We start from the raw sequence: 20,093 nt of genomic DNA, 5'->3' as shown, positions 1-20,093 counted from the left end.
GGGCCGTAACGCGGCACTCAGCACTCGATGACGTTGACGGCGAGCCCGCCTTCGCTCGTCTCCTTGTACTTCGTCGACATATCCATCCCCGTCTGGCGCATCGTCTCGATGACCGTGTCGAGCGACACCAGGTGCGATCCGTCGCCGTGCAGCGCCAGGCGCGCAGCGGAGACGGCGGTGGAGGACGCGATCGCGTTGCGCTCGATGCACGGGATCTGCACGAGCCCGCCGACCGGATCGCAGGTGAGGCCGAGGTGGTGCTCCATCGCGATCTCTGCGGCGTTCTCCACCTGGCGCGGCGTCCCGCCGAGCACCGCGCAGAGTGCGCCGGCGGCCATCGCACAGGCCGAGCCGACCTCGGCCTGGCAGCCGCCTTCCGCACCCGAGATGGACGCGTTGGCCTTGAACAGCGACCCGATCGCCGTGGCCGTCAGCAGGTACTGGCGGATGCCCTCCGGCGACGCGCCGGGAACGAACCGCAGGTAGTAGTGGGCGACAGCGGGAACGATGCCCGCCGCGCCGTTGGTCGGGGCGGTGACCACCCGGCCGCCGGACGCATTCTCCTCGTTCACGGCGAGGGCGAACGCGTGCAGCCACTCCAGGGCGGTCGCGCGACCCGGGTCGTCCTGCACCGCTTCAAGGTGCTCCCGCATTTTTGCGGCCCGCCGCCACACGCCGAGACCGCCGGGGAGGGTGCCGTCGCCTTGGAGGCCGCGGGCGACGCACTCGGCCATCGCCTCCCAGATCAGGTCCAGTCGTTCGCGGGTCGCGTCCTCGCCGTGCAGCGCCACCTCGTTGCGGCGGGCGACCTCGCAGATCGGGATGCCGTCCCGGTCGCAGATCGCGATCAGCTCCTGGGCGCTGTCGTAGGGCAGCGGATGCGCGTGCCGCGCCGCGAGGTCCGCCTCCTCGCCGTCGCGCCGGATGAAGCCGCCGCCGATCGAGTAGTAGGTCTCCTCGAGCAGGGGGAGCGGCGACCGGTCGCCGGTCTCATCCCGGCCCCAGGCGCGCAGGGTCAATGCGTTCGGGTGGCCGGGGAGGCGGGTGCGCGGCTCGAAAGCGATGTCGTCCTTCGATAGCGGGATGCGGCGGCGGCCGGCGAGCAGCAACTCCGCGCCCGGGGCGAGGTCAGACCAGGCGCCGCGGACGTCCTCCGGTCGGCACGTCTCCGGCTGGAGTCCGCGGAGGCCGGCGATGACGGCGTCCGGTGTTCCGTGGCCGATCCCGGTCGAACCGAGCGACCCGTAGAGGGTGCAGGTGACCTGGTCGACGCGGTCGAGCATCCCGGCGTCCGTCCCCTCGCCGGCGAGGCGTGCGGCGAACGCGGCGGCAGCCCGCAGAGGGCCGACCGTGTGCGAACTCGAGGGACCGATGCCGATCGAGAACAGGTCGAAGGCCGAGACGTACGCTGTCACTTCTCCAGTGTATGTCGCCGGTGGCGCCGCTTTCCGGCGTCCCCGCGGGCATCCGCGCACGATTCCCGCGCACACGCGAAAGCGGCCGTCGCATCCCTCCGCAGGATGCGACGGCCGCCGTTCGAGGAGCGGAGGTGTGCCGTTCAGGCCTTCCGCATGTAGGCCCGCACCGTGAGCGGGGCGAACACCGCGACGATGACAGCGGCGCCGGCCAGCGCGATCCAGCCGTCGGCGCCGAAGGTGCCCGCGTTCGCGAGGTCGCGGACTGCGGTGACGAGGTGCGACACGGGGTTCACGTTCACGAACCACTCCAGCCAGCTCGGCAGTGTGCTCGGCTGCACGAAGGCATTCGAGAAGAACGTCAGCGGGAACAGCACCAGGAACGAGATGCCCTGAACCGATCCGGCCGTCCGCGCGATCACGCCGAAGAAGGCGAAGATCCAGCTGATCGCCCACGCGCAGACGATCACGAGGAGTCCGGCAAGGACCACGAACCCGAGACCTGCCGCGGGCCGGTAGCCCATGAGGTAGCCGACGACGAAGGTGATCGTGGTCGCGATCGTGTAGCGGAGTGTGTCGGCGAGCAACGCACCGGAGAGCGGTGCGATGCGGGCGATGGGCAGCGACTTGAAGCGGTCGAACACGCCCTTGTCCATGTCTTCACGCAGCTGCACTCCGGTGACGACCGAGGTCGTGATGACCGTCTGCACCAGGATTCCCGGGATGAGATAGGGCAGGTAGTCTTCGACGCTGCCCGCGACCGCGCCGCCGAAGAGCCAGGCGAACATCACCGTGAAGATGATCGGCTGAAGCGTCACATCCATCAACTGCTCGGGCGTCCGCTTGATCTTCAGCAGGCCGCGGTGCGCCATGGTGACGGTATTCGCGAGAGTCTGGCTGACACTCACGTGGTTCTTGAGCCGTCGCTCCGACGGCGGGGTGATCGTGGCGATGGCGGTCATGCCCTGGCTCCTTCTACAGTCTTGGCCTTCTCTTCCTCGGCGGGGGTCTCATCCGCCGTCTCCTCTTCGACGCCGTGGCCGGTGAGGGTGAGGAACACCTCGTCGAGCGTGGGCTTCTGCACGGACATCTCCTGCAGGTGGATGCCGGCCTCGCGGAACGTGACGAACAGGTCCGTCACCACGTCGGCGTCACGCATCGGGGCCGTCAGGCGGGAGCCTTCCGGCGAGACCACCGCATCCACACCGAGAACGGTCTGGATGGCGCGGCGGGCATCCTCGATGTCGGCCGGGTCGGCCAGGCGCAGCTGCAGCGAGGACTCTCCGACCGACGCCTTGAGCTCGTCGGCGGTGCCCTCGGCGACCACGCGGCCGCGGTCGATGACCGCGATGCGGTCGGCGAGCTGGTCGGCCTCGTCGAGGTACTGCGTGGTCAGCAGCACGGTCGAACCGGTCGCCACGAGGCGGCGGATGGTGTCCCACATCTGCGAGCGGGTCCGCGGGTCGAGGCCCGTGGTCGGCTCGTCGAGGAAGATGAGCGGCGGCTGCGCGATGAGGCTGGCGGCCAGGTCGAGGCGACGGCGCATGCCGCCGGAGAACTTCTTGAGCGGGCGCTTGGCCGCCTCCGTCAGTCCGAACTCTTCGAGCAGTTCGGCGGTCTTCTGCTTGGCCTCCCGGCCGCTGAGGCCGAGGAGCCGGGAGAAGATCATGAGGTTCTCGCTGGCCGACAGGGTTTCGTCGACGGAGGCGAACTGGGCGGTCACGCCGATCAGCTGGCGGACGACCTGCTGCTCCTTGCGGATGTCGTGGCCGAAGATGAAGGCTTCGCCGGCATCCGGCTTGAGCAGGGTGGCGAGCATGGAGATGGTGGTGGTCTTGCCGGCGCCGTTGGGGCCGAGGACGCCGTAGACGGCGCCGGCGCGCACGGTGAGGTCGACTCCGTCGACCGCCCGGTTGTCGCCGAAGACCTTGACGAGCCCGTGGGCTTCGACGGCCCATTCTGAGCTTCGAGTCATGATGGTCCTTTCGTGTGGACTGGTGATGTTCCGATGGTGCCGGGGCGCGCTTACACCGCCCTTACGTGGCGCTTACAGCGCGCGAGGGCTCGTGTAAGTGGGTGTCAGTGAGTGTGAGCGGCGACCCGCGCTCAGGCCGCGCGGCGTGCTGCGGTGAGCACGGCCTGTCGGTCGACCCCGGCGAGCGTCAGGGCGCGGGGGACCGTGCCGAGCTCCAGACCCAGCAGGGCGGCGAGCAGGTCGAGCTCTCCCATCCGCTGGTGGCGGTTGGCCGTGCCCACCCGGTGGGCCCGCGCGAGCGCATCCTTGAAGGAGGCGCCCCAACGCGGCCGGATGACCCGCGGAGATGCCGCCAGGCGTTCGGCGGGGACCGGGGTCACCCCGGCGACACGCAGACTTGCAGCCCGCTCGGCGTCGAGCGCCGCCCCCAGCCCGTCGGGGTCGAGGCCCTCGCTCTCCAGCGCCGAGCGGATGGGCGCGCTGCCTTCGCGCGACAGGGCGAGCAGGAGGTGCTCGGCCTCGACGAGCCCTGCGTTGCGCAGCTGCGCCTCGGCGATCGAGCGGACGACCAGCTGCCGGAGCACACGGGAGAGCGGCTGCCCGGGCAGGTTGGCATTGCCGCCGTGGTGGATGTCAGACATTGCGCCTCCGAAGTTCGATGCCGGCGGCGGCGACCCGTCGCAGGTGCTTCTTGTGGACCGCCTGCCGGGTGATGCCCAGCGCGTCGGCGATCTGCGTCCAGCTCCAGCCCTCGCGGAGCGCGCGCTCGACCTCGGCGTCTTCGAGCCGGTCGGCGAGCTCGCGGAGGGCGACCACGGCGGCGAGGCCGTCGGCGACGCCTCCGACGGGGTCCGGGAACGGTGTGGGGTTCATGGAAGCAACTATAGTTGCTTATCCCGAGTTGTCAACCAAAGTTGCTACAGCGCGGGGTGGTCAGGCGCGCACGTCGGAGAGCAGCACGAGTGCCCGCGTGACGGCGACCTCCGGCGTGACGGACGCGACCGCCGCGAGCGCCGCATCCACCCGGTCGCGCCCCCAGCTCGCGGCGATGCGGTCGGCCACGACGTCACGGTGCAGGCTCGCGACATCCTGACGCGAGTTCGCACGCCCAGCGAAGGCGAAGAGCGACAAGCCGGACGCGACCCATCCGTCGTCGCCGTGAGCCGACGCGGTGTGCGGGTCGAGCATCCACGCGGCGTATCCGACCAGGGCCGAACCGATCACCGGCCGGTCGTTGTACGGCGGGTTCAGCCGCGCGTTCACCAGGGTGCGGGTGCGCAGCGTCGCGGCGGACTCATCCGTCTCGGCCCAGGAGAGCAGTTCGGGATGCTCGGCATGCGTGCGCAGGCGCACCACCAGGGCCGCTGCCCCCAGCATCGTCAACCACGGGTTGAGCGCCACTTCCCGAGGCGCCGGGGAGCCGCCGAAAGCGCTGAGGGCCCGGCCGTACAGCCGGATCGCCTCCGCCTGGTCGCCTTCCGCCAGCGCGATCTCCGCCATCCCGGCGTACCCGATCGCGTAGTAGTCGGCGTAGTCGAAACCGGTGCGATCCACCTCGACGGCGAGGTAACGCTCCAGCAGCCGCCGGCCCCGGCCCGTGTCGCCGCTCGAGATCGCATTGATGGCGATCAACCAGTCGAGCTGGCGCAGGTCGCCGTCCGCCTGCAGCATCGCCATGTGGTCGTACGCCCGCTGCGCCCACTCCAGGGCCTCGGCGGGATGCGCAAGCTGGCTGTGCGACTGCGCCAGCGACTGCGCCGCCGACGCCATCGACCACGCGTCTCCCGCCTGCTGCGCGTTCGCCCACGCGCGTGTGGCCGCCGCCAGGGCCTGATCCAGCTCGCCGGCGTTCTCGTGCAACTGCGCGGTCAGGAGGTTGCCGATGGCCGCGCGCTCTGGATCGCTCGACGCGGCGTACTCGGCGAGGAGCGCGAGTCCCGAATCGGCGCGGCCGGCGTGCAGTACCAGGGACGCCAGCGCATCCAGCCGCGAATCGGAGAAGGGCTCGGCGCGGCGCATCCGCCGCAGCCGGGAGATGGCACGGGCGGCGGTCCGCAGGTCGATGAACAGGAAGGTGCCGCCGACGATCGTGTAGCAGGCGGCGACGGCGTCGCGGTGGCGGGCTGTCGGCTGCCAGCCCTTCAGCGCATCCATCACCGCCGAGCCGAAGCCGAGCACCTCGGAGTGCGCGCTGCGCAGCGACCAGTAGTAGGAGAGCGTCGCGAACACCGTCGCGACCGTCTCCTTCCTGCTGCCGTCGAGCGCCGACCGGAGGACGGCCACCAGGTTGTCCTGCTCGGCGGTGACCCGTTGGAACGTCGGCACCTGCTCGCGTCCGTGCATGGTGCTCAGGGTGTTCCGGCAGAAGGCAACGGCCCAGGCGTCCATGCCGGTCAGCACCTCGTCCTGCTCGCCGGCCGCGAGCAGCTCGCGGTCGCCGAACTCGCGGACGGTCTCCAGCATCCGGTACCGCAGCAGGCCGGTGGTGCGGTCCTCCGTCACGGCCACCAGCGACTGCGTGACCAGCGCATCCAGATCGTCGAGCACCGAAAGCGCGCCGCGGGTGCCGGCGACGGCCTCCGCAGCGTCCGCGCTGAAGCCGTCCGGGAAGCGCGAGAGTCGTCGCAGCAGCGCCTGCTCGGAGGTGCCGAGGAGGTTCCAGCTCCACTCGATCACCGCGAACAGGGTGCGGTGACGTTCCGGTGCGGTCCGTTCGCCGCCGGTCAGCAGCGCGAAGCGGTTGCCGAGCCTGCGCTCGATCTCGTCGACGGAGAGGGACCGTGTGCGTGCGGCGGCGAGCTCGATTGCGAGGGGCACGCCATCGAGGCGGTCGCAGAGGCGGGCGACGACGTCGATGGGCAGCACGGCGCCGGGGCGGGCGGCCCGGGCGCGCTCGAGGAACAGGGCGACGGCGGGGCCGTACTCCGCCTCGCCCGGGCTCACCGCATCCCCGTCGGTGCTCCGCAGCGAGTCGAGGGGATACACGTGCTCGGCGCCGATCGCCAGCGGTGCACGGCTCGTCGCCAGCACGCGGACGTTGGTGGTGGAATCCAGGATGTCCTGAACGTAGGCTGCGGCCGCATCCACGATGTGCTCGCAGTTGTCGACGATGAGCAGGGTGTCACGCTCGGACAGCACGCCCAGGATGCGCGAGCGCAGATCCAGCTGCGCGCCCGGGTCGGCGGGGCGGGCGGTGCGCGCCTCGCGGATGCCGAGGGTGGAGGCGAACGCGAGCTCCACATCCTCGCCGCTGCGGACGCTCGCCAGCTCGACCACGATCACCGCGGGCGTGTGGACGGCACGGCTGCCGATCTCCTGCGCCAGCCGCGTCTTGCCGAGACCTCCCGCGCCGAGAATGGTGGTGAGCCGGGAGGTCGCGACCAGGTCCTCGACCGCCTGCACGTCGTACTCGCGCCCGACCAGGGCGTTCGGCGCCGACCGGAGCCCGATGCGGACGCGGCGTGGAGCGTTCGGCCGCTGTTCGTCGTCGGCGGCGAGGAGTTCCGCGTTGAAGGCCACGAGCTGTGGCCCCGGACGCGTTCCCAGCCGGTCGAGGAGCGCCTCCTTCAGTTCGGCGAAGGCGAGCAGGGCGTCGCTGCGGCGACCGGCGGCTGCCAGGGCGCGGAGCTGCTCCAGGCGCACACCCTCATCGAGCGGGCGTCGCTCGATGAGCGGGCGGAGGTCGTCCAGCGCACCCGCCGGATCGCCCGCGGCGAGCTGGCCGCGGGCACGCGCCAGCAAGAGGTCGTCGTACAGCGCGGCGGCCGTCCGGTTGAGCTCGCCGGCGAGCGGGGTCGCACCGAGTTCGGCGCCGGGTTCGCCGCGCCACAGCCCCAGCGCGCCGGTCGACTCGCCGACCGCGGTCGCGGCGTCGCCGGACTGCAGGGCTCGCGTCGCGCGGTCCAGGGCCCGGCGGGCCAGGCCAAGGTCCGTCTGTTCGTGCGGGACGGCCAGCGTGTATCCGCTGGGGGTCGACTCCAGCAGCCCGTCGGCGCTCGTGGTCCGGACGCGCGAGACGAGGGTCTGCAGAGCGGCGCGCTCCTGGCGGGGCGGGGCGTCATCCCAGAGATCCTCGATCAGGGAGGGGACGGTCGCGACCCCGCGCGCCAGCACCAGGGCGACGATGAGGCTCTTCCCGAGAGCCCCCGCGGGCTCGGCCAGAGCGCCCGCGCGGTCCTCTACCAGCACCGGGCCGAGGACGGCGACGCGGGGAGGCGGAGGGACGGACTGCACGGGCCGATCTTAGCCAGTGCCGCTGACGCCGGTGCGCGCGCCGCGTAGGCTCAGCGCATGGCATTCGACTGGTCGCAGTTCTACGAGGAACAGGGCGGTCGCGGCGTGAGGCCGACGTTCCAGAGCGCTCTCGAAGCGTGGGACGGCCCGCCGGGGGAGGCGGTCGACCTCGGCTGCGGGGACGGCGTGGAGACGCGCAGCCTCGCCGAGCACGGTTGGCGGGTGCTCGCGGTCGACTCGGACCCTGGCGTCGAGGAGCGCGTCCGGTCCGGCCTCTCCAGCCAGGCCGCGGAGCGCGTCACCGTGCGCCGGTCGTCGTTCGAGAAGCTGGGGGAGTTGCCGGCCGCCGACCTCGTCTACGCGGGGTTCGCGCTGCCGTTCTGCGACGAGTCGCACTTCCCGTACCTCTGGGCGGACATCCGCGAGGCGTTGCGCCCGGGCGGGCTCTTCGCCGGCGAGCTGTTCGGCCCGAACGACGAGTGGGCCGGCCGGGCCGGCATGAGCTTCCACACCCGCTCCCAGGTCGAGGGCATGCTCACGGGGATGGACGTCATCCAACTGGTCGAGGACGACAAGCGCGGCATGTCCTTCGAAGGCCCGAAGCACTGGCACGTCTTCCACATCGTGGCGCGCGCCTGAGGCGCGGACCCACCCGCCGGCTGGTCGACCGGGCCGGGTCAGCGGATCGTCTTGCGCGCCGTGATCTGACCGGTGTCGAAACCGAGCAGGTGAAGCCCGCCGTGGAAGCGCGCGTGCTCGATCTTCACGCAGCGGTCCATCACGATCGTCAGCCCCTTCGACTCGCCGTACTCGGCGGCCTCCTGGTTCCAGATCCCCAGCTGCACCCAGACGGTCGGCGCGCCGACCGCGAGGGCCTCGTCAATGACCGCGGGGATGTCGGCCGGCTTGCGGAACACATCCACGATGTCCGGGACCTCGGGCAGCGACGCCAGGTCGGGGTACGCCTTCTCGCCGAGGATGGTGTCGGCGTTCGGGTTGACGAAGTAGATCCGGTAGTCACTGGACTGCTGGAGGTAGGTGCCCACGAAGTAGGAGGAGCGCGCGGGATTCGGCGACGCCCCAACGATCGCGATCGACTTCGCGCCGCGCAGGATCTTCAGCCGCTCCTTGGCGTCCGGTCCGACCCACGTGCGCTGCGACTTCAGCAGCTTGGCGAGCGGCGAGTCGGACGGCAGGGCGCAGCTGAGCCCGTTGGCGAGCTGAACCTGCGTGGTCGCGTCCGTATGCTCGGTGGTGGCGGTGGTCATGCCGCGTTCGCCTCCTCGAGGGCCGTCGTGAGCGCCTGATCCAGATCGTAGATGATGTCGTCGACGTCCTCGATGCCGACGCTGATCCGCACGACCCCCGGCAGCACACCCGCGTCGAGCAGCTGCTGCTCGGTCAGCTGCGCGTGCGTGGTGGAGGCGGGATGGATCACCAGCGTCTTCGCGTCGCCGATGTTCGCGAGGTGGCTGGCGAGATTCACCGACTCGATGAACTTCTGGCCGACCTCGCGGCCGCCCTTGACCACGAAGCTGAAGACGCTCCCCGGACCCTTCGGCAGGTACTTCAGCGCGCGGTCGTGGTGCGGGTGCTCCGGCAGACCCGCCCAGAAGACCTTCTCGATGCGCGGGTCGGCGTCGAGCCACTCGGCGACCGCCCGGGCGTTGTCGACGTGCGCCTGGATCCGGTACGGCAGCGTCTCCACGCCCTGCGCCAGCAGGAACGCCGAGTGCGGCGCGAGCACCGGCCCGATGTCGCGCAGCTGCTCCGCGCGGAGGCGGGTGAGGAACGCATACTCGCCGAAGTTGCCCGACCACTGCAGGCCGCCGTACGACGGGACGGGCTGGCTGAACAGCGGGAACTTCGAGGAGTGCCAGTCGAAGCGGCCGCTCTCGACCACCACGCCGCCGAGGGTGGTGCCGTGCCCGCCGAGGAACTTGGTGGCCGAGTGGATGACGATGTCGGCGCCCCATTCGAACGGCCGGTTGAGGTACGGGGTCGCGATCGTGGAGTCGATGGCGAGCGGGAGCCCAGCAGCGTGGGCCACCTCCGCCAGTCCCTCGATGTCTGCGATCTCGCCGGACGGGTTGGCGATGGTCTCGGCGAACACGATCTTGGTCCGGTCGGTGATCGCGGCGGCGTAGTCGGCCGGGTCGGAGCTCTGGACGAACGTCGTCTCGACGCCGAAGCGGCGGAGGGTCACATCCAGCTGGGTGATGGATCCGCCGTACAGGTTGGCCGAGGCGACGATGTGGTCGCCCGCGCCGACGAGCGAGGCGAACGTGATGTATTGCGCGCTGAGGCCGGAGGCCGTGGCCACCGCGCCGAGGCCGCCCTCGAGGCTGGCGATCCGCTCCTCGAACGAAGCCACCGTGGGGTTCGCGAGCCGCGAGTAGATGTTGCCGTACTTCTGGAGGGCGAAGCGCGCGGCCGCATCGGCGGTGTCGTCGAAGACGAACGCGCTGGTCTGATAGATCGGCAGCGCTCGCGCGCCGGTGACCGGATCGGGGATGTTGCCCGCGTGGATTGCACGCGTGCGGAAGCCATATTCGCGATCTGCCATGAGGTCACGCTACCCGACGCCACCGACGCTTCGGCCGGTCGCGTAACAGACGGAAATCGGCCGGGTCAGCGGGCCGAAAGCCACACAGCCCCGAGGGCCAGCACGGCGATCAGCAGCCACGACACCAGCCCGGTCACCAGCGCCCGCCAGCCGGTGCCGACGAGCGTGCGCAGCCGAACCGCTGTCCCGAGACCGAAGAGGGCCATCGCGAGCAGAATCGTCTGCAGCGTGTCTGCGCCATCGGTTACGGCCGCCGGCAGTGGGAGGAATGTGCGCACGAGCGCGGCGACGAGGAACCCGGCGACGAACAGCGGGACGATGGGCGGCCGCTTGGCGGCCGGGTCGCCCTCTACCTGCCTCCGCCGCTCGACCACCGAGGCGATCGCCACCATCGGCGCCAGCATCAGCACGCGGGTCAGCTTGACCACCACGGCGACGGCGAGTGCACTGGCGCCTGCTATCTGCGCGGTCGCCACCACCTGGCCCACGTCATGTACGCCCGCCCCCACCCAGTGGCCGAACTGCGCCGCATCCAGCCCCAGTGGATGCCACAGCAGCGGCAGCACGAAGATGGCGAGCGTCCCGCACAGGGTGACAAGGGCGACCGGGGTGGCCGCCTCCTCGTCCTTCGGCTTCACCACACCGCTCATTGCGCCGATCGCCGACGCCCCGCAGATCGAGAAACCGGTCGCGATCAGGAGCGGCTGGTGGCCGGGCAGACGGACGAGCCGGCCGATCCAGAACGTCCCGGCGAAACTTATCAGGACGACGGCGACCGTGCTCGCGATGGTGACCCACCCGAGACCGGCGATGTCGCCGAGACTCAGTTTGAGGCCGAGGAGCACCACGCCGACCCGCATCAGACGCTTAGCGCTGAGCGACAGGCCGGGCGCGAGGGGGCCCACCACGGCCGGACGCGCGACGGGGACCTGGCCCACCACGATCCCGAGCACTACCGCGGCGGTCAGCAGCGGGATCGCGGGGATCAGCCAGTGCACCGCCCATGCCAGCGCCGCGGCTCCCGCGCACACGGCGAGGCCGGGCAGCCAGGGGACGGGTCGGCGAACGGAGAAGGACGGAGTGCTCACCAGTACATTCTGGCGAGCGCTCCGTCGGATCAGAGCGACGACAGCAGCTGCGTCCCGTCCGGCACCCCGAGGCCGGTGCAGGCGTCCCAGCCGGGGGCCGCGCGGTAGGAGCCGTTGTCGCCCGTGACGATGTCGCGGAAGCCGTCAGCGACGGTCCCGGCGGGCACGGAGTCGTAGAGGCGCGGCTGCACCAGCCCCAGCGGCTGCCCGGTCGACTGCACGAGCCGGGCGACGAGCGCCGCCCACAGCGGGGCGACCGCGCTGGTGCCGCCGATCACGGTGTCCTGCCCGTCGACGCGGATGCGGTACCCGGTCTGCGGGTCGGCAACCGCCGAGACGTCGGGCACGCCCCGTCCGCCCGGGCCGTTCGCCGTGCCGCCCGCGTCCGTTCCGTCGGCGCCCGACGGCACGCCCACTCCCGTCTGCCACGATGGCAGCGGGAAGACGGCACTGACGCCGCCGCCCGTGGCCCCACCACCGGTGCCGTTGTTCCAGACGACCTCCGACCGCACCGCGCCCGTCGTCGTGTCGGCCTCCAGTCGCGTGCCGCCGCAGGCCAGCGCGTGCGGCGACGATGCGGGGAAGTCGACGTGCGGACGGCCGTCACCGACCCGGTCGCTGCTGCCGTCGTCGCCGGCCGCCGCCGTGGTGGTGACGCCGAGAGCCGCTGCATCCTGCAGCGCCTCGTCGAAGGCCGTTCGCGCCTGGGCGCTCCACTGATCCTCCGACTGGCCCCAGCTGATGCTGATCGCCGCCGGGGTCGGGTCGGCGTGCGCGGCAGTGCTCACCGCATCCAGGAATCCGGCGTCGGTGTTCGGGGCGAAGTAGACGACGATCTCGGCCTTGGGCGCGAGCGCTCCGGCCACCTCGATGTCGAGCATGACCTCGCCGTCGGCTCCGTTCGGGTTGCCGTCCGGCGCATTGGAGCCGCCGTCCACGCCGACCGCGCGCACACTGGGGGTGGGGATGCCCAGACCCGCGAAGTAGGTGTCGAGGTCGGACTGCACGTAGCCGCCGCCGAGCTCGATGATGGCGATCGTCTGGCCGCTGCCGTCCGTCCCCTCGGGGAAGGAGTACACCGTGCCCAGCTGCGGCGGGGTGTAGCTCGTGTTGACCGCGGCGGCGGGCACGTAGCGGAACTGCGCCCGCGCCTGCGGCCGGTCGTCCAGTCCGAGCACGGCGGTCACCACGCCGGAGAGCGCTGCCGGGATGCTGAGGCCGCCGGTCCGCTGCCGGTACGTCGGCGCGTCGTCGCCGGCATCGTCGCGCGTCGACTCGGCGAGGTCGGTGCCGAAGACGCGGGCGACCGTCTGCACCGGGCCGGAGACGCGCACGCGGCGCGCTCCCGTATCCACTTCGTCGACCGTCAGGCCGAGGCCCTCCAGCGTGCGGCGGACCAGGTCGACGTCCTCCGGCGACGCACCATAGTGCTCGGCCAGCTCGTCGCGGCTGAGGGGTTGGGCGAACGCGCTCGACGGCAGCTCCGCCTTCCGCCGAAGGACCAGAGTGGCCTCCACCCGCGAGTCGGGCGCGAGGCCCCCGTGCGATTGGAAGCCGGGCCGGTCTGGGCGGTCGCTTCCCGGCAGGGGGACGAGGTCGAGGGGCTTCTGGGGATCGGTCATACCCTTCGGTCTACCACCGGCCCCCGACAACCTACAGAGCCGGGACGAGCCCGGGCTGAGGCGGCTCTCAGACCCAGCTGGGCAGCCACATGTGGATCTGCCAGAACCAGAACGGCACCTGCTGACCCGTCCAGATCGGCCAGAAGAACACGCTGAGCACGGCGCACGCCCCCAGGAACACACTTGTCCAGAGGATGCCGCGCCGTCGCCGTGGCTCGGGATCCGTCCGTGTGCCGAGCACCATCCCGATGGCGGCGGTGAGCGCCAGGATCAGGTACGGCTCGAAGGCGATCGCGTAGAACGAGAAGATCGTGCGTCCCATGTACAGCCACCAGGGCAGGTAGCCGGCGGCCAATCCGGTCAGGATGAGGCCGATGCGCCAGTCGCGGTAACGAACCAGCCGGTAGGTGAGGAAGAGGATCGCCGCCGTCCCGGCCCACCAGATCAGCGGGTTGCCTAGGGAGGTGATCGCCGCCGAGCAGGAGCTGAAGTCGCATCCCTGCTGCCCCTGCGTCGTGCCGACGTAGTACATGCTCGTCGGCCGCAGCTGCAGCGTCCACGTCAGGGGGTTCGACTGATAGGGATGCGGCGTGTGCAGATTGATGCTGTAGTTGTACATCTCCGTCTGGTAGTGCCAGAGGTTCTGAATCCACAGCGGCACCCAGCTGAGGCCGCCGGTCCACTGCAGGTGCACGCTCTCCGCCCAGTGGCGGTAGTAGCCGTTGCTGCTGAAGATCCATCCGGCCCAGGTCGCGACGTAGGCGACGAAGGCGATCGGCACCATCAGCACGAAGGTCGCAGGCGCCTGCTTGAGCAGCGCACCGCTCACGTGGAACGGCAGCCCGACCCTGCGGCGGGCCACCGCATCCACGATCACCGTGTAGACGGCGAAGAACGCGAGGAAGTAGAAGCCCGTCCACTTCACGCCCGCGCAGAGCCCGCACAGCAGACCGGCTGCGATCAGCCACGGCCGCCACCACAGCACCGGGCCCCAGGCGGGGTCGCGGCCCGACGAGCGGGCAGCCGCCACCTTCGCGGCCAGGCGATCGGCGGCCCACCTCCGGTCGAGCAGGATGCAGCAGAACGCCAGAAGGGCGAAGAGCATCACGAAGTTGTCGAGCAGGGCCACGCGGCTCATCACGATGGCGTGTCCGTCGATCGCGAACAGGAATCCGGCGATGCTCGCCAGCATCGTCGAGCGGAACAGGGCCCGGGCGATGAGGAACACCAGCAGCACGGCGATCGTGCCGGCCAGGGCGGTGGACAGCCGCCAGCCGAAAGAGTTGCCGGGACCGGTCGCCGCCATCCCGAGCCCGATCAGCCACTTGCCGAGCGGTGGATGCGCCACGAACGACGGGTCGGCGTCGAAGATCTGCGTCTGGCCGGCGGCGAAGCGCGGGTCGGCCTTGTCGGGCCAGCTGCCCTCGTAGCCGAGGTTCCACAGGCTCCACGAGTCCTTCACGTAGAAGGTCTCGTCGAACACCAGCGAGTGCGGAGCGCCCAGGTTCCACAGGCGCAGCACCGCGGCCAGCAGCGTGACCGCGACCGGAGCGCCCCAGAACCACAGTCGCATCCGCGTGGGGGTCCCCAGCAGGCGCGCCCACCAGTCGTCGAGGCGGGTGCCCGGGCGCACGGCGGCGGCGTGCGCAGCCGGAGCTTCGGTCCAGGGAGCTGAGGTCACCCAGCCATGCTAGAGGCGGACGCTTGGTGTCGCCTTCCGGCTGACAGACTAGAGGCCATGATCATCCTCGCCGCCACCCCGATCGGCAACCTGGGCGACGCCTCCCGGAGGCTGGTGGAGGTGCTTGGCGAGGCCACCGTCGTCGCCGCGGAGGACACGCGGGTCGCCCAGCGCCTGCTCGCCGGCCTCGGCGTCACGAACCGGCCGCGGCTGATCGCGCTGCACGACCACAACGAGCGCGACCGCGCCGGCGAGCTGGTCGAGCTGGCCCGCGATCAGGATGTGGTGGTGCTGTCCGACGCCGGGATGCCGACCGTCTCCGATCCCGGCTTCCACCTCGTCGAGGCGGCGGCCGCCGCGGGCGTCGCGGTGACCGCCCTGCCCGGCCCCTCGGCGGTGCTGACGGCGCTCGCCGTCTCGGGGCTGCCGACCGACCGCTTCACCTTCGAGGGCTTCCTGCCGCGCAAGCAGGGGGAGCGGCTGTCCACCCTCCGCGCACTCGCGACGGAGACGCGGACCATGGTGTTCTTCGAGTCGCCGAACCGGATCGCCGCCTCCCTCGCCGACATCGCGACGGCGCTGGGGGAGGACCGGCGTGCGGTCGTCGCCCGCGAGCTCACCAAGCTGTTCGAGGAGGTGCGGCGTGGCACGGCGGCGGAACTCGCGACGTGGGCGGCCGAGGGCGTCCGCGGCGAGATCGTGATCGTGGTCGCCGGCGCTGCCGCGCGGGCCGCCGACCCCGAGAGCGCGCTGGAACAGGTGCTGACGCTGGTCGCCTCCGGAACCCGGCTGAAGGATGCGGCCGCCGAGGTCGCGGAGGCCACGGGACTCGGAAAACGCGACCTCTATCAGGCGGCGCTCGAACGACGGGGATGAGGCCGGCGGTTCGTCCCCGGACGGACCGTGCAGCGCGTTCTCCACAGGCGGAGTAACACGCGGATCTGCGGGTCCGTCCGCCCGTAGGATGGTCAGCATGTCCGATGGCTCTTCCTTCTACATCACCACGCCGATCTTCTACGTGAATGATGTCCCGCACATCGGGCATGCCTACACGGAAGTCGCAGCCGACGTTCTCGCGCGCTGGCACCGCCAAGCCGGCGACGACACCTGGCTCTTGACGGGCACGGACGAGCACGGCCAGAAGATCCTGCGCACGGCCACCGCAAACGGCACGACGCCGCAGGAGTGGGCCGACAAGCTGGTGACAGAGGAGTGGCTGCCGCTCCTTCAGACCATCGACATCGCCAACGACGACTTCATCCGCACCACCGACGAGCGGCACGAGGTCAACGTCCAGAAGTTCCTGCAGAAGCTCTACGACGACGGCTACATCTACGCCGGCGAGTACGAGGCGCTCTACTGCGTCGGCTGCGAGGAGTTCAAGCCGCAGAGCGAGATCGTCGACGGCACGGGCGAGTACGAGGGCCAGAAGGTCTGCGCCATCCACTCCAAGCCCTTGGAGCTGCTGCAGGAGAAGAACTACTTCTTCCGGATGAGCCAGTTCGCCGACCGTCTGCTCGCCCTCTACGAGGAGCGTCCCGATTTCGTGCAGCCCGAGTCGGCCCGCAACGAGGTGGTCAGCTTCGTGCGCCAGGGGCTGAGCGACCTCTCGATCTCGCGGTCGAGTTTCGACTGGGGCATCAAGGTGCCGTGGGACGAGTCGCACGTGGTCTACGTCTGGTTCGACGCGCTGCTCAACTACATCACCGCCGTCGGGTACGGGCAGGACGACGAGGAGTTCGCCCGCCGCTGGCCGGCGAACCACCTGGTCGGCAAAGACATCCTCCGCTTCCACGCCGTCATCTGGCCCGCCATGCTGATGGCCGCAGGCCTCGAGGTGCCGAAGCGCGTCTTCGGCCACGGCTGGCTCCTCGTCGGCGGCGAGAAGATGTCGAAGTCGAAGCTGACGGGCATCGCCCCGACGCAGATCACCGACACCTTCGGCTCCGACGCGTTCCGGTACTACTTCATGCGAGCGATCAACTTCGGGCAGGACGGCTCGTTCAGCTGGGAGGACCTCGCGGCGCGCTACCAGGCGGAGCTCGCCAACGGCTTCGGCAATCTCGCGTCACGTGTGATCGCCATGCTGACGCGCTACTTCGAGGGCATCGTGCCTCCGGCGGGCGACTATCAGGAGGTCGACCTCGCGGTGCAGAAGGTGGTGCGGGAGGCGGCTGCGGATGCCGACGCTGCGATCGCGAAGCTCGCCATCCATGACGCGCTGACGTCGGTCTGGCGCATCGTGGACGAGCTGAACGGCTACATCACCGAGCAGGAGCCGTGGACCCTGGCGAAGGACGATGCCCAGCGCGAGCGTCTCGGCACGGTGCTGTACACGGCGGCCGAGGGCCTGCGCGCCCTCGCGGTGCTGCTCTCGCCGGTCATCCCGGAGGCGACCACCAAGCTGTGGGAGGCGCTCGGCGTCGAGGAGGAGCTGGGCGCGCTCACGGCCCAGCCGCTCCGCACCGCCGGTGACTGGGGGCAGCTGCCCGCGGGCACCGAGGTCAACGGGCTGCAGGCACTGTTCCCGCGGATCGACGCGGAAGCGGTCGCCGCCGTATGACGGACCCGTCGTTCATCCGGCAGCGGCACGTCACCGACGGCCGCGACCTGGCCTACCCGCCGCTGCCCGAGGCGCTGGTCGTGCCGGTGTACGACAACCACACGCACCTCGAGATCGCCGACGGCGTCGAGCCGATGGACTACCGCGAGCAGCTGGATCGCGCCTCCAGCGTCGGGGTGCGCGGGGTCGTCCAGGTCGGCAACGACGTGGAGACCTCGCGCTGGTCCGCCGAGATGGCCGCCATCGAGCCGCGCATGCTGGCCGCTGTGGCGCTGCATCCGAACGACGCTCCCGACTATGACGAGCGCGGAGAACTGGACGATGCCCTCGCGGTCATCGCCGAGCTGGCCGGCCGGCCGCGCGTGCGTGCCGTGGGCGAGACCGGGCTCGACTTCTACCGTACGGAGGAGGGGCCGCGACGGGATGCGCAGTTCCGCTCCTTCGAGGCGCACATCGAGATCGCGAAGCAGAACGACCTCGCGATGCAGATCCACGACCGCGACGCGCACGCCGCCGTGGTCGCCACGCTCAAGCGCGTCGGCGCACCGGAGCGGACGGTGTTCCACTGCTTCTCCGGCGATGTCGAACTCGCGCGCATCTGCGCGGAGAACGGCTGGTACATGTCGTTCGCCGGCAACATCACCTTCAAGAACGCGCCGAACCTCCGGGCCGCGCTGGCCGCGGCTCCGCGTCACCTGGTCATGGTCGAGACCGACGCGCCCTTCCTCACGCCGACGCCGTTCCGCGGCCGGCCGAACGCGCCGTACCTCATCCCGCACACCGTGCGCGCGATGGCCGAGGTGATGGGCACCGACGCCTCCACTCTCGCCGCGCAGATCAACTCCAACACCGAGCTGGTGTACGGCCGCTGGGACGACGAGCCCGTGGGGCCGCCGCCGACCCGTCCCATCGGGATCATCGCGTGAGCGAGCTGCGGCTGCTCGGCCCGGCCGAGATCCGCGACCTCGCGGAGCTGCTCGATGTCACCCCGACCAAGAAGCTCGGCCAGAACTTCGTCATCGACGCCAACACGGTGCGGCGGATCGTCAGGGTCGCCGAGGTGCGGGCCGGCGACAGCGTCGTGGAGATCGGCCCGGGCCTCGGCTCGCTGACCCTCGGGCTGCTGGAGGCCGGGGCCGACGTGATCGCCGTCGAGATCGACGGCCGCCTCGCCGCCCAGCTGCCGATCACGGTGGGGCAGCTGGCGCCGGACGCGCTCGCGCAGCTCACCGTGGTGCACCGCGACGCGCTGGCCGTGACCGACCTCCCGGCCGACCCCGTCCGGCTGGTGGCGAACCTCCCGTACAACATCTCGGTGCCCGTGCTGCTGCACTTCCTCGAGCACTTCCCGAGCCTCCGCTCCGGCGTTGTCATGGTGCAGGCCGAGGTCGGGCACCGCATCGCGGCGCAGCCGGGATCGAAGGTGTACGGGTCGCCGAGCGTCAAGGCGGCCTGGTACGGCCGGTGGCGCACGGCGGGCACGGTGAGCCGGCAGATCTTCTGGCCGGTCCCGAACGTCGACTCGGTCCTCGTCGGGTTCGAACGACACGACGAGCCGACCGGGAGCGAGGAATTGCGCCTACGCACGTTCGCCCTGGTGGATGCGGCCTTCCAGCAGCGCCGCAAGACGCTGCGGCAGGCGCTGGCGCCGGTGTTCGGCGACCCCGCGTCCGCAGAACGAGCGCTCGTGGCGGCCGGGTTGGCGCCCTCGCTGCGCGGAGAACAGCTCGCCCTCGCCGACTTCGCGCGGCTGGCGACCGTCACTGCCGCCTGACAACTCGGCAGCCGCGCGAGCGGCCCGGCGTCGTCCCGGCGAACGCGCGCCCGGGCACCGCCCAGCGGAGAGCATCCCGGGTGTGTAGGTTGGAGGCATGGTGGACGGCTGGGACCTCGACGGGGTGCATGTGCGGGCCCCGGGGAAGATCAACGTCTTCATGCGCGTCGGCGCCGTCATGGAGGACGGCTACCACGACGTGGCCACCGCCTACCAGGCGGTCTCCCTGTATGAGGACATCCGCGCGTACCCGGCCGACGACTTCTCGGTCGGCTTCCGCGGCACCATCGACACCAGCTCGCTGCCGTTGGACGAGTCCAACCTGGCCATCAAGGCCGCCCGGCTGCTGGCCAAGCGCACTGGCTTCACCGGAGGGGTCCGGCTGGAGATCGACAAGCACGTTCCGATCGCAGGCGGCATGGGCGGCGGCTCGGCGGATGCGGCCGCGACGCTCGTCGCGTGCGACGCCCTGTGGGGCACCGAACTCGGCCGTGAGGAGCTTCTGACCCTGGCCGCGCGACTCGGCGCCGACGTCCCGTTCGCGCTTGTCGGCGGGACGGCGATCGGCACCGGCCGGGGCGACCGGCTGAGCCCGGCGCTGGCGACCGGCCAGTTCCATTGGGTGCTGGCGCTGCCCGAGGGTGAGCTGAGCACGCCGCGCGTGTACAGCGAGCTCGACCGCCACCGCGAGCGGCACGCGGCCGACATCGCGCCGGCCCAGCAGTCCCCGAGTGTCGACTCCGCGGTGCTGCAGGCACTCCGGGCCGGCGAACCGGCCATGCTGGCCGAAGCACTGAGCAACGACCTGCAGGCGCCGGCCATCCACCTCGTCCCCGAGATCGCGGACGTGATCGAGCTGGGGGAGAAGAACGGAGCGCTCGCCGGCATCGTCTCGGGATCGGGACCGACGGTGGCGTTCCTGGCGACCGACCTGGACTCGGCGATCGACCTGCAGATCGCGCTCAGCGCGGCACGCGTGACCGCGGTCCGCGCGACCGGCCCCGTGCACGGCGCCCGCATCATGGGCGACTAGGCGACTAGGCGACTGGGCGACCAGCTCACTGGAGTCAGAACTGCCCGAGGATGCCCGGCTGACGGCACACGTCGGGTTGAGACGATTCGTCGGGATCTTCAGAAGCGTTTCCGCATCCCGGGCCGGGCATCCCAGGTCCTTTC

At 70.9% G+C, this 20,093-nt stretch carries 17 protein-coding genes; 6 read left to right on the top strand and 11 right to left on the bottom strand.

The features are described 5' to 3' along the window. Positions 1-17 precede the first annotated feature (17 nt). The 6 genes from AB7E03_RS06910 to AB7E03_RS06885 all read right to left on the bottom strand — a co-directional run bounded on the left by AB7E03_RS06910 (position 18) and on the right by AB7E03_RS06885 (position 7,623). Positions 18-1,415: an L-serine ammonia-lyase gene (locus AB7E03_RS06910; protein WP_489940494.1), complete on the bottom strand. Its 1,398-nt coding sequence runs from the start codon at positions 1,413-1,415 to the stop codon at positions 18-20. Between the two features lie 143 nt (positions 1,416-1,558). Next, positions 1,559-2,377 (bottom strand): ABC transporter permease, encoded by an 819-nt coding sequence (locus tag AB7E03_RS06905; protein ID WP_489940492.1) that lies wholly within the window; start codon positions 2,375-2,377, stop codon positions 1,559-1,561. Further along, positions 2,374-3,390 (bottom strand): ATP-binding cassette domain-containing protein, encoded by a 1,017-nt coding sequence (locus tag AB7E03_RS06900; protein WP_489940490.1) that lies wholly within the window; start codon positions 3,388-3,390, stop codon positions 2,374-2,376. Before AB7E03_RS06900 ends, AB7E03_RS06905 begins: the two co-directional genes overlap by 4 nt. A 131-nt stretch (positions 3,391-3,521) precedes the next feature. Further along, on the bottom strand, positions 3,522-4,031 hold the full coding sequence (locus AB7E03_RS06895; RefSeq protein ID WP_489940488.1) for a Clp protease N-terminal domain-containing protein: 510 nt from the start codon (positions 4,029-4,031) through the stop codon (positions 3,522-3,524). After that, positions 4,024-4,263 carry a helix-turn-helix domain-containing protein gene (locus tag AB7E03_RS06890; RefSeq protein ID WP_441781661.1) on the bottom strand — a complete coding sequence of 80 codons (240 nt, stop codon included), beginning with the start codon at positions 4,261-4,263 and terminating at the stop codon, positions 4,024-4,026. Before AB7E03_RS06890 ends, AB7E03_RS06895 begins: the two co-directional genes overlap by 8 nt. A 60-nt stretch (positions 4,264-4,323) precedes the next feature. After that, on the bottom strand, positions 4,324-7,623 hold the full coding sequence (locus AB7E03_RS06885) for an ATP-binding protein (protein WP_489940486.1): 3,300 nt from the start codon (positions 7,621-7,623) through the stop codon (positions 4,324-4,326). A gap of 57 nt (positions 7,624-7,680) precedes the next feature. On the opposite strand from AB7E03_RS06885, the gene AB7E03_RS06880 reads away from it, so the two are divergent. Further along, entirely contained in the window at positions 7,681-8,262 is a 582-nt protein-coding gene (locus AB7E03_RS06880) for a class I SAM-dependent methyltransferase (RefSeq protein ID WP_489940484.1), read from the top strand. Positions 8,263-8,300: 38 nt separating this feature from the next. Here the strand turns inward: AB7E03_RS06880 and AB7E03_RS06875 are convergent, their stop codons facing one another. The 5 genes from AB7E03_RS06875 to AB7E03_RS06855 form a co-directional block, all read right to left on the bottom strand. Beyond that, positions 8,301-8,891, bottom strand: a complete 591-nt coding sequence (locus tag AB7E03_RS06875) for a CoA-binding protein (protein ID WP_441781664.1) — start codon at positions 8,889-8,891, stop codon at positions 8,301-8,303. After that, on the bottom strand, positions 8,888-10,189 hold the full coding sequence (locus AB7E03_RS06870) for an O-acetylhomoserine aminocarboxypropyltransferase/cysteine synthase family protein (protein ID WP_441781665.1): 1,302 nt from the start codon (positions 10,187-10,189) through the stop codon (positions 8,888-8,890). Before AB7E03_RS06870 ends, AB7E03_RS06875 begins: the two co-directional genes overlap by 4 nt. A 65-nt stretch (positions 10,190-10,254) precedes the next feature. Beyond that, positions 10,255-11,277, bottom strand: a complete 1,023-nt coding sequence (locus AB7E03_RS06865) for a YeiH family protein (RefSeq protein ID WP_489940481.1) — start codon at positions 11,275-11,277, stop codon at positions 10,255-10,257. A gap of 29 nt (positions 11,278-11,306) precedes the next feature. Further along, on the bottom strand, positions 11,307-12,899 hold the full coding sequence (locus tag AB7E03_RS06860; protein WP_489940479.1) for a S53 family peptidase: 1,593 nt from the start codon (positions 12,897-12,899) through the stop codon (positions 11,307-11,309). Positions 12,900-12,966: 67 nt separating this feature from the next. Further along, positions 12,967-14,580 (bottom strand): dolichyl-phosphate-mannose--protein mannosyltransferase, encoded by a 1,614-nt coding sequence (locus AB7E03_RS06855; protein WP_489940477.1) that lies wholly within the window; start codon positions 14,578-14,580, stop codon positions 12,967-12,969. 57 nt (positions 14,581-14,637) lie between these two features. Between AB7E03_RS06855 and rsmI the strand changes: the two genes are divergently transcribed. The 5 genes from rsmI to AB7E03_RS06830 all read left to right on the top strand — a co-directional run bounded on the left by rsmI (position 14,638) and on the right by AB7E03_RS06830 (position 19,950). Next, positions 14,638-15,456, top strand: coding sequence for a 16S rRNA (cytidine(1402)-2'-O)-methyltransferase (gene rsmI, locus AB7E03_RS06850; RefSeq protein ID WP_489940475.1), 819 nt, complete (start codon positions 14,638-14,640; stop codon positions 15,454-15,456). A gap of 97 nt (positions 15,457-15,553) precedes the next feature. Beyond that, a complete protein-coding gene (metG, locus tag AB7E03_RS06845) occupies positions 15,554-17,143 on the top strand; it encodes a methionine--tRNA ligase (RefSeq protein ID WP_489940473.1) in 1,590 nt (529 codons plus the stop codon). Next, entirely contained in the window at positions 17,140-18,069 is a 930-nt protein-coding gene (locus tag AB7E03_RS06840) for a TatD family hydrolase (protein ID WP_489940471.1), read from the top strand. Before metG ends, AB7E03_RS06840 begins: the two co-directional genes overlap by 4 nt. Then, a complete protein-coding gene (gene rsmA, locus AB7E03_RS06835; RefSeq protein WP_489940469.1) occupies positions 18,066-18,917 on the top strand; it encodes a 16S rRNA (adenine(1518)-N(6)/adenine(1519)-N(6))-dimethyltransferase RsmA in 852 nt (283 codons plus the stop codon). The genes AB7E03_RS06840 and rsmA overlap by 4 nt, the downstream gene beginning before the upstream one ends. 97 nt (positions 18,918-19,014) lie before the next feature. Continuing rightward, complete coding sequence (locus AB7E03_RS06830) at positions 19,015-19,950, top strand: 4-(cytidine 5'-diphospho)-2-C-methyl-D-erythritol kinase (protein ID WP_489940467.1); 936 nt, start codon at positions 19,015-19,017, stop codon at positions 19,948-19,950. Positions 19,951-20,093: the final 143 nt, after the last annotated feature.

This window comes from Leifsonia sp. RCC_180 (assembly GCF_058138205.1).
The sequence above is the reverse complement of the archived record's forward strand: the minus strand, read 5'-3'. Positions and strand labels throughout refer to the sequence as shown.

Excerpts from the sequence above, each read along its gene's own strand:
- AB7E03_RS06905 (WP_489940492.1), bottom strand. The coding sequence starts at position 2,377 with ATGACCGCCATCGCCACGATCACCCCGCCGTCGGAGCGACGGCTCAAG.
- AB7E03_RS06900 (WP_489940490.1), bottom strand. The coding sequence starts at position 3,390 with ATGACTCGAAGCTCAGAATGGGCCGTCGAAGCCCACGGGCTCGTCAAG.
- AB7E03_RS06895 (WP_489940488.1), bottom strand. The coding sequence starts at position 4,031 with ATGTCTGACATCCACCACGGCGGCAATGCCAACCTGCCCGGGCAGCCG.
- AB7E03_RS06890 (WP_441781661.1), bottom strand. The coding sequence starts at position 4,263 with ATGAACCCCACACCGTTCCCGGACCCCGTCGGAGGCGTCGCCGACGGC.
- AB7E03_RS06880 (WP_489940484.1), top strand. The coding sequence starts at position 7,681 with ATGGCATTCGACTGGTCGCAGTTCTACGAGGAACAGGGCGGTCGCGGC.
- AB7E03_RS06875 (WP_441781664.1), bottom strand. The coding sequence starts at position 8,891 with ATGACCACCGCCACCACCGAGCATACGGACGCGACCACGCAGGTTCAG.
- AB7E03_RS06870 (WP_441781665.1), bottom strand. The coding sequence starts at position 10,189 with ATGGCAGATCGCGAATATGGCTTCCGCACGCGTGCAATCCACGCGGGC.
- AB7E03_RS06860 (WP_489940479.1), bottom strand. The coding sequence starts at position 12,899 with ATGACCGATCCCCAGAAGCCCCTCGACCTCGTCCCCCTGCCGGGAAGC.
- rsmI (WP_489940475.1), top strand. The coding sequence starts at position 14,638 with ATGATCATCCTCGCCGCCACCCCGATCGGCAACCTGGGCGACGCCTCC.
- metG (WP_489940473.1), top strand. The coding sequence starts at position 15,554 with ATGTCCGATGGCTCTTCCTTCTACATCACCACGCCGATCTTCTACGTG.
- AB7E03_RS06840 (WP_489940471.1), top strand. The coding sequence starts at position 17,140 with ATGACGGACCCGTCGTTCATCCGGCAGCGGCACGTCACCGACGGCCGC.
- AB7E03_RS06830 (WP_489940467.1), top strand. The coding sequence starts at position 19,015 with ATGGTGGACGGCTGGGACCTCGACGGGGTGCATGTGCGGGCCCCGGGG.